This window comes from Flavobacterium sp. (assembly GCF_036741995.1).
GTDB lineage: Bacteria > Bacteroidota > Bacteroidia > Flavobacteriales > Flavobacteriaceae > Flavobacterium.
This window is the reverse complement of sequence record NZ_DAINRG010000013.1, coordinates 1-14,174: the sequence shown is the minus strand read 5'-3', so window position 1 is coordinate 14,174 and position 14,174 is coordinate 1. Positions and strand designations below refer to the sequence as shown.

The following is a 14,174-nucleotide window of genomic DNA, read 5'->3' as shown; positions in this document are numbered from 1 at the left end:
TTATTTTCCTCTAATAATTTCAACAGGATCAATTCTACTCGCTTTCAAAGCCGGAAACAAACCGGCAATAAAAGTGGTAATCATAGCAAACGTAATTCCGATACCGTAAAACAATGGATTGTAGTTGATGGGAAATGTCTTAATCGTTGGCAAAGCGGCTGTATTAAACGGAATTACATCAATAATATGGGAAAAGATAAAGCCAAAAAGCAAACCAAATAAACCTCCTGTAATCCCTATTACCATGGAAAGCGAAATAAAAATCCATTTCACATCATTGCCCGAAAAACCGGTGGCTTTAAGAATAGCAATGCTATCCATTTTTTCAAAAATCATCATGTTCAAAATATTGTATATCCCAAAACCGGCTACAATAAGCAATACGATTCCGACCGCATAAGAAATAATACTTCGAATAGTACTACCGGTTTCAAATTGCGAATTAGTGGTTTGATAATCAATGGTGTCCAAATCGAACTTTGCTTTGAATTCTTTAGCCAAAGCCGGAGCTGTAGTAATATCATAGGTTTTCACTTGAATATCGGTAATATAATTTGTCGGCTCACCCAATAGTTTTTGTGCCGTTACCAATGAGGTATAACTCATCGAATCATCAATATCCGCAATGCCAACTTGTGAGATTCCAACAATTTTTAACGAAGCTAAATTCCCTTTGGAAGTAGTGACTTTGATAATATCTCCTTTTTTCAATAGCATTTTATCTGCCAGCCCTTTCCCGATGATAATACTGTTATTTTGTAGCAAATCCGGTACTTTGCCTTCAATAATATAGTCGCTGATTTTGAATAATTTTTCTTCGGCCAACACATCAATTCCATTAATAACTCCTGAAATTTCTATGGTTCCCGAATTAAAAAAAACAGGTGTGGTTACTTTGGGAGCCACATCAATAATCCGTTTATCCTGTTTCAAAGCATGGATAATCGATTTGCAATTGTAGATGGCTTTACCTCTGTCTTTGGGCTTGACCGAAGATATAAAGTTGGTCTTATTTTTGTATTTTTCTGAAAATGATATCGGTTGATTTTCAGAAGGTTTTATCTCGTTATATAAACGAACATGTGGCGTTCTGTTGAGCATTAATCCATCCAGCAAATCGTTCATGCCATTCATAAAACTAACCAGCGTAATAAACATTGCAATACCAAAAGTGACACCAACAGCAGCTACGATAGTTTGTTTCAATCGGGCTCTAAGTAAGTGCAAAGCGATATTTAAAATGAGTTTGAAGTTCATTATTTTGGTGGGTATATGGTTTCTTCCGCACTCAATCCATCCAGAATTTCAACATGCTCATAATCATTTAACCCTATTTTTACTTTGCGCTTTTCATCTTTATTTACCAAAACATATTCGTTGTTTACCAAATAGCTTTTAGGAATAGTCAACACATTTTTCTTGGTTTGAATGACAATATTGGCTTCGGCAGTAAGATTGGGATACAATTGCTGCGGTAGCTTAGTAAAATGAGCTTCAATCTTAAATGTACGCGAACGCACATCCATAATTGGATAAATCTTGTCAACAGTAGCTTCAAAGACCTTGCCTTTGTAACTATCCATAGTAACTTCCATAATTTGGCCCAGTTTTACTTTTACCATGTCATTTTCGTCAACATCCAATTCGAGCAAATACGAATTCTTTTTTCCAATAACGGCCAATGGAGTTTGTGTGGTAATTAATGTTCCTTCCTTCACTAGCACATCAAACAACTCGCCCGAAAAAGCGCTTTTTACATTGAAATCGTTTTGTGCTTTTTCATTGATTTTCAAATTGATATTGCTCCGACTTTGCTCATTTTGTAATTGCGCTTTTAATTGAGACAATTGCTTTAAAGCCGCTTCGTAATTGGATTTAGAATTTTTATAAGCCAATTCCACTCGTTCATACTCTACTTCCGAAATCACATTGTATTGCTTGATATTTTTATTTCTATTGTAAACCGATTGGTCTAAGGCCAGTTTGTCTTTGGCAGCCTGAACTTTGGTTTCCATTTCCGAAATCTTATCTTGTATGTAGTGATTGTTTTCGTTGCTCAATTGGTAGGCTAGCCGAGCATTTTCGGTATTCAATGCCGCTTTGTCGCTTTCAATTTGAAATAAGGATTGTCCCTGCACTATGGTTTGACCGGCGGTTACATTGACTTTCTGTAAAACGCCATTCACCGTAGAGTATACCGTATATTGATTTTCGGATTTCACAACGCCCGAGGCATAAACACTTTCGGTTATGGTGCCTTTTGTAGGCTGAATTTCACCATTGTCTTTTTTAGAACAGGAAATAAGAAGAGGAATAAAGAGAAAACAAAGGGCATTTAATACTTTCATTAAATAACTATTTATAGAATTCAGCAATCCAAATTTACGATAATTCAGATATTTAAGTGTGACAATTATCATAAAAAAAATCCCTCCGAAAGGAAGGATTTAAATGGTATTTTAACCGTGAATCGTTTCTTTATTACCATAATTAGCAATAATAGTAGCTTCAAAAGCTATCCATTCGCGCCAGCGTTTCTCGACGTCTATTCCTTTTCCGTATTTTCGGGCATAGGTGATAAACGTGGTATAATGTCCGGCTTCGCTTTCCATCAAATCTCTGTAAAATTTAGCCAGTTCTGCATCCTGAATATTTTCGGATAACACCTTGAAACGCTCACAACTACGCGCTTCAATCATAGCCGAAAACAACAAACGTTCTACCAAAGCCGAAACACGACTGCCATCATTGCTCCGTTTCATGTATTGCGCCAATTCATTTACATAATCGTCTTTGCGCTCGCGCCCGAGTTTTAATCCGCGCTTTTTTATCATTTCATGCACTTGCTCAAAATGGTCGATTTCTTCTTTGGCTAAAGCCAATAAATCGGTAACCAAATCTTCGTGCTCCGAGTTATGCGTGATGATGGTAATGGCATTGGTGGCTGCTTTTTGTTCGCACCACGCGTGATCTGTTAGAATTTCTTCTATATTTTTTTCGACTATATTTACCCATCTCGGGTCGGTTGGTAATTCTAAACGCAATACAGACATAGTATTTTTATTTAAAAAAACCTCCAAAAGTAATTTTGAAGGTTTGATTTTTATTGAATTTTATTTTTTTAGTAAACAAAAATCGCTCTTTCGCTCATCATTTCGTTTACTTCATCGGCAAGCGATTCCAATAACTCATCGTTAGTGTGATTGGTAATGGCTTTATCAATCAAAGCCACGATAGTTTCCATATCACTTTCTACCATACCACGCGTAGTAATGGCAGGGGTTCCCACACGAATTCCCGAAGTTACGAATGGTGATTTGTCATCAAAAGGCACCATGTTTTTATTCACCGTAATTTCCGCTTTGCCCAAGGCAATTTCAGCATCTTTACCGGAAATGTTTTTGTTTCTTAAATCAATCAACATCATGTGATTGTCAGTTCCACCTGAGATTAAGTGATATCCTCTTTTCACGAAAGCTTCTGCCATGGCTTTGGCATTCTTTTGGACTTGCATCGCATAAGCAAAGAATTCATCCGACAAGGCTTCGCCAAAAGCTACTGCTTTAGCTGCAATAATATGTTCCAAAGGTCCTCCTTGGTTTCCAGGGAAAACAGCCATATCAATTACGTGTGACATCATTCTGATTTCTCCTTTTGGAGTAGTTAACCCCCATGGATTTGGAAAATCTTTCCCCATCATAATGATACCGCCTCTTGGCCCACGTAATGTTTTGTGCGTTGTCGTAGTAACGATATGACAATGTGGAATTGGATCATTCATCAATCCTTTGGCAATCAAACCGGCAGGATGAGAAATATCGGCTAATAATAAAGCGCCAACGCTATCAGCAATTTTGCGGAAACGTTCAAAATCCATATCACGGGAATATGCTGACGCTCCTGCGATAATCATTTTAGGCTGTTCTTTTGTCGCAATTTCCTGGATTTTATCATAGTTCAAAACACCCGTTTCCTGGTCAACACCATAGAAAACAGGATTATATAATTTCCCTGAAAAATTCACCGGAGAACCGTGTGTTAAATGGCCACCATGGGACAAATCAAACCCTAGAATTTTATCTCCCGGTTTCAAACAAGCAGCATAAACCGCTGTATTGGCTTGTGAACCCGAGTGTGGCTGCACGTTTACATAATCGGCACCAAATAAAGCTTTGGCTCTGTCAATGGCAATTTGTTCAATGACATCTACCACTTCACAGCCGCCATAATATCTTTTGCCCGGATAGCCCTCGGCATATTTATTAGTTAATACGGAACCGGCAGCTTCCATCACCTGATCACTCACAAAGTTCTCAGAAGCAATAAGTTCTATTCCATGGATTTGTCTTTCTTGTTCTTCAAGAATTAAGTCAAAAATTTGTTCGTCGCGTTGCATTTGAAATTATTTCGTTAAATTGAGTTCAAAATTACAAAAATGGTTTGTTACTTTAATAGTAAATGATATATTTGATTACTAATTTTTCAACAACTAAATCAAAATAAAATGCCCATTACAACTAACAATCCTACTCGAAAATCCTGGCTTAGCGTCCCCGATAACAGTGACTTCCCCATTCAGAACATTCCTTTTGGTGTTTTTTTAACCAAAGAAGATGTGATTACGATTGGCACTCGAATTGGCGATTATGCCATCGATTTGGGAGCGCTACAACAACTGAATTATTTCGACGGGATTGAATTAACTGACGATATGTTCATGCAGGATACTCTGAATGATTTTATATCAGATGGAAAGAAAACCTGGCGCTTAGTTAGAAACCGCATTGGAAATATTTTTGACAGCAACAATCCTAAACTAAGAGACAATCAGGAGCACCGCGATATCGTTATTTTCAAAATGGAAGATGTAGAAATGCAACTCCCTGTTTTAATTGGCGATTACACCGATTTTTATTCCAGCAAAGAACACGCTACCAATGTTGGTAAAATGTTCCGCGATCCGGCGAATGCCTTGTTGCCCAACTGGCTTCACATTCCGGTTGGTTATCACGGCAGAAGTTCTACTATAGTTCCATCCGGAATTCCGGTGCATCGTCCTATGGGACAAACCTTGCCAAATGGTGAAAACACTCCTGTTTTCGGTCCTTCCCGTTCGGTTGATTTTGAATTGGAAACCGCTTTTATTACTACGGATGCTAATATCATGGGCGAAAATATTCCAATCAGTGAAGCCGAAGATTATATTTTCGGAATGGTTTTACTAAACGACTGGAGCGCGCGCGATATTCAGAAATGGGAATACGTACCGCTGGGGCCCTTCTTAGCCAAAAACTTTGCTTCTTCCATTTCTCCGTGGATAGTGACTATGGATGCTTTGGAACCTTTCAAAACCAAAGGCCCAAAACAAGAACCAACACCACTTCCCTATTTGCAACAAAAAGGAAAGAATGCTTTCGATATCAATTTAGAAGTCTATATAGAACCTGAAAATGTAGAAGGCACATTAGTTTCCAAATCCAATTTCAAATACATGTATTGGTCGATGGCGCAACAATTGACGCATCATACGTCAAATGGGTGCCGTATCAATTCGGGTGACATGATGGGTTCAGGCACGATTTCGGGCCCAACGGAAGATAGTTTTGGCTCGATGCTTGAATTGACTTGGGGCGGCAAAAACCCAATCATTATGAAAGACGGAACCGAACGCAAATTTATTAATGATAATGATACCGTTATCATGAAAGGTTATTGCCAAAACAGTTCGGTACGCATTGGCTTTGGCGAAGTTTCTTCTAAATTATTACCGCCATTCGTTAGAAAATAAAACAAACAAACTTTAAATACTACAACTACAATCTAAAATGAAAAATACAGCTTTAACTCATATTCATGAAAGTTTAGGTGCCAAAATGGTGCCGTTTGCCGGATACAATATGCCTGTGCAATACGAAGGTGTCAATGCCGAACATGAAACCGTGAGAAATGGTGTGGGCGTTTTTGACGTGTCACACATGGGCGAATTTTTACTGACTGGCGACAATGCCTTGGCTTTAATTCAAAAAGTAACTTCCAATGATGCATCAGTATTGGAAATTGGTCGGGCGCAATATTCGTGTTTGCCTAATAATGATGGCGGAATTGTAGACGATTTAATCGTTTACCGAATGAAAGAAAACCAATATTTATTGGTAGTGAATGCTTCTAACATTGAAAAAGACTGGAACTGGATTTCATCTCACAATGACTTGGGCGTTGACATGCGAAATATTTCAGAAGACTATTCACTATTGGCTATTCAAGGTCCAAAAGCTGTGGAAGCCATGCAATCTTTGACTTCTATTGATTTATCGGCTATCAAGTATTACCATTTTGAAGTGGCTGATTTTGCCGGAATTGAACACGTTATCATTTCCGCAACTGGTTATACCGGTTCAGGTGGATTTGAGATTTATTGCAAAAATGAAGATGCCGAGCAAGTTTGGAATAAAGTATTCGAAGCTGGTGAAGCCTTCGGAATCAAACCTATCGGATTAGCCGCTCGTGATACGTTGCGTTTGGAAATGGGATTCTGTTTATACGGCAATGATATCAACGATACGACTTCGCCATTAGAGGCCGGATTGGGTTGGATTACCAAATTCACCAAAGAGTTTACCAATTCCGAAAACCTAAAAAAACAAAAAGAAGCCGGTGTTTCCCGCAAATTGGTTGGTTTTGAACTAATCGAAAGAGGAATTCCGCGCCACGATTACGAAATTGTAGATGCCGATGGCAACAACATTGGAATCGTAACTTCGGGAACTATGGCGCCATCTTTGGGTAAAGGAATTGGAATGGGCTATGTGAAAACCGAATTTTCTGCGGTTGACAGTGAGATTTTTATCCAAATCCGAAACAATAAAATAAAAGCAAAAGTGGTCAAACTACCCTTTTACAAAAAATAAAACTTAGTGAAAAAACTCTTTATCATAGGCATTCTTTTTCCTTGTGTCCTTTTCAGTCAAACTGAAAAAAATCCTTGTGAAACCCTATTAAAACTAAATGCTCTGATTCAAGAGAACCATTACAAACCCAAACCGGTAGACGATAGTTTATCGGTTTATGTTTTTACTACCTTTCTAAGCCGATTGGATGAAGAAAACAGGTTATTCATTGAGCCCGAAATCAAAGAACTCAGCAAACACAAGTACAAAATTGATGACTATATCAAGGCAAACAATTGTGATTTTTTGCATGAATTTTATTTGGCCTATAACAAAACCATAACGCGGTATACAACCATGCTGGCGGCTATGGAGAAAGAGCCGTTTCCTTTGAGCAGTACCGAAAGTGTCGTTTTTTCAAAGAAAGCATTCCCTTATGCCAAAGATGAAGCCGAAGTTAAACATTTGTACAAAAAACGGATTTTGTTCAACACCCTTCGCGATGTAGCTGAATTGAGTACCAATAAGGATTCATTAGTAACCAATTTTAATACGATTGCAGCCACGAGCAAAGCCAAAGTATTTGATAAATCCAAATGCAAAATTGAAAGTTATCAGTTTACCGAAGCTGAATTTCAAGCGATTTTCTTTAGTGTGTTTTGCTCTTATTTTGATCCGCATACCGAATATTTTTCAGCCAATGAAAAGGCTTCTTTTTTCTCAACGGTGAGTTCTGACAACCTGACTTTTGGCTTGTATGTTTCCATGACAGAGAAAGATGAAATGACTGTGGACGACATTATTCCGGGAAGTTCAGCTTATTTCACTGAGAAAATTGACAAAGGAGATCAGTTGATTAAAATCAAATACAAAGACGAAGAATATGAGATTGCCTGTGCCTCGATGAAAAAAATTGATGAAATCATCAGTTCCAATGAATACAAGAAGGCCGATTTCACTTTCCGCAAAAAAAGCGGACAAGTTTACAGCGTTAGTTTAGTCAAAAAAATATTGAAAGATTACCAAAACAACGTTTTTAGCTTTAAAATAAAAAAGGATAATGCCACTTTTGGGTATATTAGAATTCCCAGCTTTTATTCCACTTTCGAAAACGGAAAATCAAACGTAAGCAACGATGTGACCAAGGAAGTATACAAATTAGAGGAAGACAATGTAGACGGTATCATTATCGATTTAGAAAATGATGGCGGCGGTTCTATGGAAGAAGCAATAAGGCTATCGGGGCTATTCATCGATTATGGTCCGTTGGCGGTCATGAACAACAATAAAAACAAGAAAGAAATATTAAAAGACACCAATCGCGGTACCATTTATAATGGTCCTATGGTGGTAATGATAAATGGTTTTTCGGCTTCGGCCAGTGAGTTTTTTACCAATGCCATGCAGGATTACAATCGAGCTATCATTATTGGTAACAAATCATTAGGAAAAGCTTCTATGCAACGGGTATTTCCATTGGATGAGAACAATGATGAGTTTCTGAAATTGACTCTGGAGAAATTTTACAGAATAACAGGTAAAAGCAATCAGTACATAGGCATTACGCCGGATGTTGAAATTCCGCTGTTGTTTGATAAGCAAATGCCTAGAGAAGACAGTAACGATACCGCTTTGAAAAACGATGAAATTGCTGTTACGTTGAAATATAATCGCCTGCCGAATGAAACATATGCAAATGCGATTGCTTTAAGTAAAAAAAGAATTGAAACCAGTAAAGAAGCCAACGACATTATAGCTTTGAATGCGAAAATCAATCCTTTCTACGATAATAATTTACCACCCATCACACTAAAATTTGATGCCGTTTTTACTGATGTCACCAAAGTCAATGCCTTATGGAAAAGTATAAAATCGGCCAATGAAAAAGAGTATCCGATAGCTGTCACTCAAAATTCTGTGGATGATGAATACCAAAAATATGATGACTATTTGAAGAGTTGTAACACCGAAAGGATTAAAGATCTTAAAAAAAACTTTCATGTTTTAGAAGCAATTAATATACTTAACGATATAAAACAATCAAAACCATAACTATATGAAATTCAAATTACTATTCGCCTTTATATTTTTGATAAGTTTAAATTTATCAGCGCAAGAATTCAAGACGCCGGTTGACTATTTGGCTTACATTGGAAAAGAACAGGGAAACATTTCAAAGAGCATGTGGAAGTACACTTCGGCTGTAGCCCATTCTAAAAGCGCCCGTAAGATTGATGCTACCCGAAAACAACTGATAAAAAGCATCCAAACAGCCAGTAAGAAAATCAGCGATTTAAAAGCAGGCTATAAAGATGATTTGGATTATAGAAATCAGGTGCTGGATTTCCTTAGCATTTCTGAAAAAAACATCAACGAAGAATACGATAAAATCATTGACATGCAAGAAGTGGCGGAGCAATCCTACGATTTGATGGAAGCCTATATTATGACGCGTGACTTGGTGAATAAAAAAATTGACGCCGAATATGAAAAAGTGAGTTTGGCACAAAAACAATTTGCCTTGAAATACAACATCAATCTAACCGAGGACACGAGTGAATTGGGTGAAAAAATGAAAATTTCAAATGAAGTATTTGATTACCACACTCAGTTGTACCTGATATTCTTCAAAACTAATATCACCGATTTAAATTTGTCAGTCGCTATTGAAAAGAAGGATTTAGGCGTAATCCAACAAAATGCCAATGCTTTATTGCAATATGCGGATGAAGGATTGGAAAAATTAAAAACCATGAAAGCGTTTGGAAATGACAACACTATGGTAATTGTCACTAAAAAAGCGTTAGAATACTATAAAAAACAAGCGCAGCAATACGTTCCGAAAGTGGTTGATTTCCTTATGTTTAATGAGAAATTTGACAATGCCAGAAAATCGCTGGAAGCCAAATCGGATAAAGATAAAACCAAAGAAGAAGTCGATAATTACAATGGCATGGTGAAACAAATCAACAAAGAAATAGAGAACTACAACAAAGCCAACAGCGCCAATTTTCAGGAAAAAAATATGGTAATTACCAATTGGAATAACACGGGAGATAATTTTATTTCTTCTCACGTTCCGGCAGATTAATTTCAAATTTGCATTAATCGAATAATACCTTATTTTTGCACTCAATTTAGACATAAAACATAATATTCTTAGGAATGGGAAGAGCATTTGAATTTAGAAAAGGAAGAAAAATGAAACGTTGGGCTGCTATGGCCAAAGCGTTTACTCGTATCGGAAAAGATATTGTAATGGCGGTAAAAGAAGGCGGTCCAAATCCGGAAGCCAACTCTCGTTTAAGAGCCGTGATGCAAAATGCCAAATCGGCCAACATGCCGAAAGAAAACGTAGAACGTGCCATTAAAAAAGCAACCGATAAAGATACTGCTAACTATAAAGAAGTTTTATTCGAAGGCTATGCCCCACACGGAATCGCTATCTTAATCGAAACGGCAACTGACAATAACAACCGAACGGTGGCCAATGTTAGAAGTTATTTTAACAAATGCAATGGAACACTAGGTACACAAGGTTCGGTAGAATTCATGTTTGATCACACTTGCAATTTCCGCATTCCGAATAACAATATTGATATTGAAGAAATGGAATTGGAATTCATCGATTTTGGTGCCGAAGAAATTTTTGCCGATGAAGACGGAATCCTAATCTACGCTCCTTTCGGAAGCTTTGGAGCGATTCAAAAAGAATTGGAAAGTCGTGGTATCGAAATCTTGTCTTCAGGATTTGAACGAATCCCACAGATTACTAAGAAATTAACCGAAGCTGAAATGGCTGACGTAGAAAAACTTATCGAAAAAATTGAGGAAGATGATGACGTGATGAACGTATATCATACGATGGAAGAATAATTTTATATTACCTCATATAGTAAATCCGTTTTGTACCAACAGAACGGATTTTTTTATTTAACTGATTCTTAAACACTTACTTTTTTATAAAAAAAATTGTACTAAAAAGTTGTAACATTCAAACTCGCGCTCCGTATAATTACAGATTTTTATCATAGAAAACTATTCTAAAATATCGCAACGTAGCGTCAACATCAATTGAACTGCAATTTGATTTATTTTTATTTTCCAATACAATCTCTTTAAAAATCCAATTAAAAAAACCAACTTAAATTAATAACAATGAATGACATTTTCTCTTATTGGTGGGTAGTCTTACTTGTCTTATCCATTATTCTTTACAAATTTGTTTTACGTGTATTCTTCGGAATGGTAATCGTTCCCGAAGATAAAATTGGTTTAGTCACCAAAAAATTCGTGCTTTTCGGAACTGACAAATCATTGCCCGACGGCCGTATCATTGCCACTAAAGGCGAAGCGGGTTATCAGGCGCAAACTCTAGCTCCGGGTTTATACTGGATGAAATGGATTTGGCAATATTCTATCGATATGTCTCCGTTTACCATCATCCCCGAAGGCAAAATTGGATTGGTCTTGAGTAAAGACGGAAAAGAAATCCCAACCGGTCGCATTTTGGCTCGAAAAGTTTCCAGCGATAATTTCCAGGATGCCAAAGCATTCCTTGAAAATGGTGGTCAAAAAGGACGTCAGACAGCTTTCATCACAACCGGTTCGTATCGTATCAATACTTTTCTGTTCGAAATTGTTATGGCCGATCAAATCAAAATATTCGAAAATATGGTGGGTGTGGTAACCGCTTTAGACGGTGAACCTATTCCAATCGGGCAAATTGCCGGTAAATATGTAGAATCACACAATAACTTTCAGGATTTTGATAAGTTTTTGGATGATGGTGGAAACCGTGGTTTGCAGCCACAAGTAATGTTAGCTGGTTCATATTACATCAACACTTGGGCCATTCAAATTGAGCAAACTCCAATGACAGATGTACCAATTGGATATGTTGGCGTTGTCATTTCTTATATTGGTGAAGACGGTAAAGATGTTACTGGAGAACATTTCAAACACGGAAATATAGTTTCCAAAGGGCAACGTGGAGTTTGGATGGAACCACTGGGACCTGGTAAATACGCTTTGAATAAATATACGACCAAATTGGAATCAGTACCAACCACCAACCTAGTGTTGAACTGGGCTGATGCCCGAAGTGAATCACATAATTTGGATCATAATTTATCAACTATTACGGTTCGTTCTAAAGATGGTTTCCCATTCAACTTGGACGTGTCGCAAATTATTCACGTTCCGGCTAATGAAGCTCCAAAAGTAATTGCCCGTTTTGGTAGCATGACCAACTTAGTGTCACAAGTTTTAGAACCAACCATTGGTAACTATTTCCGTAACTCGGCACAGGAAAGTGATGTGATTTCATTCCTGAGCACTCGTAAAGAGCGTCAGGAATCGGCTAAAAATCATATCAAAGTAGTTTTGGATGAATACAATGTAAATGCCGTAGATACGTTGATTGGAGATATCGTGCCACCGGATTCGTTGATGAAAACATTAACCGACAGAAAGATTGCCGAAGAAGAGCAAAAAACCTATCAAACCCAAAAAATGGCGCAAGAACAGCGTCAGGGAATGGAAAAAGAAACCGCTATTGCCGATATGCAGAAGGAAATCGTTCGTGCTTCGCAAAGTGTTGAAATTGCCCAACGCACCGCCGATGCAACTGTTAAGAAAGCGGAAGGTGATGCTACCAGTTTAAAACTAAATGTAAACGCCGAAGCAGAAGCCACAAAAATGCGTGCCAATGCTGAAGCAGAGGCTACTAAAGCCAGAGCCGGTGCACAAGCCGAAGCTACCAAACTAAACGCCAGCGCCGAAGCAGAGAAAATCTCTAAAACCGGTTTGGCAGAAGCTGAGAAAATTATGGCCATTGGTAAATCGACAGCGGAATCGTATCAATTACAAGTTTCTGCTATGGGTGGTGATAACTTTACCAAATACAAAATCACCGAAGAAATTGGTAAAGGCAGCATTAAAGTAATTCCGGATGTATTGATTTCCGGCACTAATGGTTCCGAAGGCGGCATCAGTGGCTTATTGGGAATGAAACTGATGGAAATGATGGATACCAAAAATGATAAAGACGAACCGAAGAAAAAATAATCCAAAGTTCTGTAAAAACAAAAACTCCGGGCAATGCCCGGAGTTTTTTTTATATCTTAAAAGTAATGATTACTTAATAAATTCCACTTTTTGAACTTCTTCCGCATTGATGCTGTCAAAGAAACCTTGCTCATTCATCCAATCATCACTGAATACTTTACTCATATAACGCGAACCGTGGTCTGGGAAAATGGCAATTACATTACTGTTTTCAGTAAACTCACCTTCTTCGGCATATTGTTTAATCGCTTGCATTACAGCACCCGATGTGTAACCAACAAACAATCCTTCTTTCTTGGCGATTTCTCTGGTAGTGTGGGCACTTTCCTCATCTGTTACTTTCATGAAATGATCAATCAAATCAAAATCGGTAGCCGTTGGAATTAAGTTTTTACCTAAACCTTCAATTCGGTATGGATAAATTTCTTCGGCGTCAAACTCTTTGGTTTCGTGGTATTTTTTCAATACAGAACCAAAAGCATCCACTCCTAAAATTCTAATATCCGGATTCTTTTCTTTTAAATACTTTGCAGCTCCTGAGATAGTGCCACCCGTCCCGCTACAAGCAATTAAGTGGGTAATTTTTCCGTTGGTTTGTTCCCAAATTTCCGGACCGGTTGATTTGTAATGCGCATCAACATTTAGTTGATTAAAATATTGATTGATATAAATCGAACCTTTGGTTTCTTCGTGCAAACGCTTGGCTACATTGTAATAAGAACGCTCATCATCCGCAGATACGTGTGCCGGGCAAACATATACCTTGGCCCCTAAACTGCGTAACATATCAATTTTATCTTTGGAAGATTTTGAACTAACCGCTAAAATGCAATTATACCCTTTGATGATGCTAACCATCGCTAAACTAAAACCGGTATTCCCCGAAGTAGTTTCAATGACCGTATCGCCTGGAGAAAGGATTCCTTGTCTTTCAGCCTCTTCAATAATATATAATGCAATTCTGTCTTTGGTAGAATGACCTGGGTTGAAAGCTTCAACCTTAGCGTAAAAATTTCCTGGTAAAGATTCGGTGATTTTATTAAGCCTAATTAGCGGAGTATTCCCTATTAAACTTAACACATTATCGTGAGCTTTTATATCTTCTTTCATAAAATAAATTAGTCAAGGCGCATTAATCAGTCATTTTACATGACTTTATAACTTTGCAAATTTAATAAAATATTTTTAACTATCTTTTTATTCCTTCTAAATCTAATA

Annotated in this window: 11 protein-coding genes; 6 read left to right on the top strand and 5 right to left on the bottom strand. The window is 37.5% G+C overall.

Features of this window, described 5'->3' with window-relative positions; all coding sequences use genetic code 11:
- The 4 genes from V7D82_RS06180 to glyA all read right to left on the bottom strand — a co-directional run bounded on the left by V7D82_RS06180 (nt 1) and on the right by glyA (nt 4,396).
- A complete protein-coding gene (locus tag V7D82_RS06180) occupies nt 1-1,257 on the bottom strand; it encodes an ABC transporter permease (RefSeq protein WP_333600104.1) in 1,257 nt (418 codons plus the stop codon).
- Entirely contained in the window at nt 1,257-2,348 is a 1,092-nt protein-coding gene (locus V7D82_RS06175) for an efflux RND transporter periplasmic adaptor subunit (protein ID WP_333600103.1), read from the bottom strand. The genes V7D82_RS06180 and V7D82_RS06175 overlap by 1 nt, the downstream gene beginning before the upstream one ends.
- Before the next feature lie 111 nt (nt 2,349-2,459).
- A complete protein-coding gene (locus V7D82_RS06170; protein ID WP_333600102.1) occupies nt 2,460-3,053 on the bottom strand; it encodes a tRNA-(ms[2]io[6]A)-hydroxylase in 594 nt (197 codons plus the stop codon).
- A 68-nt stretch (nt 3,054-3,121) separates the two neighbouring features.
- The gene (gene glyA / locus V7D82_RS06165) at nt 3,122-4,396 is read right to left on the bottom strand and encodes a serine hydroxymethyltransferase (RefSeq protein ID WP_333600101.1); all 1,275 of its coding nucleotides are present in this window, start codon (nt 4,394-4,396) and stop codon (nt 3,122-3,124) included.
- A gap of 108 nt (nt 4,397-4,504) precedes the next feature.
- Between glyA and fahA the strand changes: the two genes are divergently transcribed.
- The 6 genes from fahA (at nt 4,505) to V7D82_RS06135 (ending at nt 12,956) form a co-directional block, all read left to right on the top strand.
- Nucleotides 4,505-5,788: a fumarylacetoacetase gene (fahA, locus tag V7D82_RS06160; RefSeq protein WP_333600100.1), complete on the top strand. Its 1,284-nt coding sequence runs from the start codon at nt 4,505-4,507 to the stop codon at nt 5,786-5,788.
- 37 nt (nt 5,789-5,825) lie between these two features.
- Nucleotides 5,826-6,908, top strand: a complete 1,083-nt coding sequence (gcvT, locus tag V7D82_RS06155; protein ID WP_333600099.1) for a glycine cleavage system aminomethyltransferase GcvT — start codon at nt 5,826-5,828, stop codon at nt 6,906-6,908.
- Nucleotides 6,909-6,914: 6 nt separating this feature from the next.
- Nucleotides 6,915-8,939 (top strand): S41 family peptidase, encoded by a 2,025-nt coding sequence (locus tag V7D82_RS06150; RefSeq protein ID WP_333600098.1) that lies wholly within the window; start codon nt 6,915-6,917, stop codon nt 8,937-8,939.
- 4 nt (nt 8,940-8,943) lie between these two features.
- The gene (locus tag V7D82_RS06145) at nt 8,944-9,978 is read left to right on the top strand and encodes an LIC11966 family surface protein (protein WP_333600097.1); all 1,035 of its coding nucleotides are present in this window, start codon (nt 8,944-8,946) and stop codon (nt 9,976-9,978) included.
- A gap of 74 nt (nt 9,979-10,052) precedes the next feature.
- Nucleotides 10,053-10,763, top strand: coding sequence for a YebC/PmpR family DNA-binding transcriptional regulator (locus V7D82_RS06140; protein WP_333600096.1), 711 nt, complete (start codon nt 10,053-10,055; stop codon nt 10,761-10,763).
- A 282-nt stretch (nt 10,764-11,045) separates the two neighbouring features.
- Nucleotides 11,046-12,956 (top strand): SPFH domain-containing protein, encoded by a 1,911-nt coding sequence (locus tag V7D82_RS06135; protein ID WP_333600095.1) that lies wholly within the window; start codon nt 11,046-11,048, stop codon nt 12,954-12,956.
- 69 nt (nt 12,957-13,025) lie between these two features.
- Here V7D82_RS06135 and V7D82_RS06130 read toward each other — a convergent pair whose 3' ends face one another.
- Nucleotides 13,026-14,066 (bottom strand): PLP-dependent cysteine synthase family protein, encoded by a 1,041-nt coding sequence (locus V7D82_RS06130; protein ID WP_333600094.1) that lies wholly within the window; start codon nt 14,064-14,066, stop codon nt 13,026-13,028.
- Nucleotides 14,067-14,174: the final 108 nt, after the last annotated feature.

Excerpts from the sequence above, each read along its gene's own strand:
- V7D82_RS06180 (WP_333600104.1), bottom strand. The coding sequence starts at position 1,257 with ATGAACTTCAAACTCATTTTAAATATCGCTTTGCACTTACTTAGAGCC.
- V7D82_RS06175 (WP_333600103.1), bottom strand. The coding sequence starts at position 2,348 with ATGAAAGTATTAAATGCCCTTTGTTTTCTCTTTATTCCTCTTCTTATT.
- V7D82_RS06170 (WP_333600102.1), bottom strand. The coding sequence starts at position 3,053 with ATGTCTGTATTGCGTTTAGAATTACCAACCGACCCGAGATGGGTAAAT.
- glyA (WP_333600101.1), bottom strand. The coding sequence starts at position 4,396 with ATGCAACGCGACGAACAAATTTTTGACTTAATTCTTGAAGAACAAGAA.
- fahA (WP_333600100.1), top strand. The coding sequence starts at position 4,505 with ATGCCCATTACAACTAACAATCCTACTCGAAAATCCTGGCTTAGCGTC.
- gcvT (WP_333600099.1), top strand. The coding sequence starts at position 5,826 with ATGAAAAATACAGCTTTAACTCATATTCATGAAAGTTTAGGTGCCAAA.
- V7D82_RS06145 (WP_333600097.1), top strand. The coding sequence starts at position 8,944 with ATGAAATTCAAATTACTATTCGCCTTTATATTTTTGATAAGTTTAAAT.
- V7D82_RS06140 (WP_333600096.1), top strand. The coding sequence starts at position 10,053 with ATGGGAAGAGCATTTGAATTTAGAAAAGGAAGAAAAATGAAACGTTGG.
- V7D82_RS06135 (WP_333600095.1), top strand. The coding sequence starts at position 11,046 with ATGAATGACATTTTCTCTTATTGGTGGGTAGTCTTACTTGTCTTATCC.
- V7D82_RS06130 (WP_333600094.1), bottom strand. The coding sequence starts at position 14,066 with ATGAAAGAAGATATAAAAGCTCACGATAATGTGTTAAGTTTAATAGGG.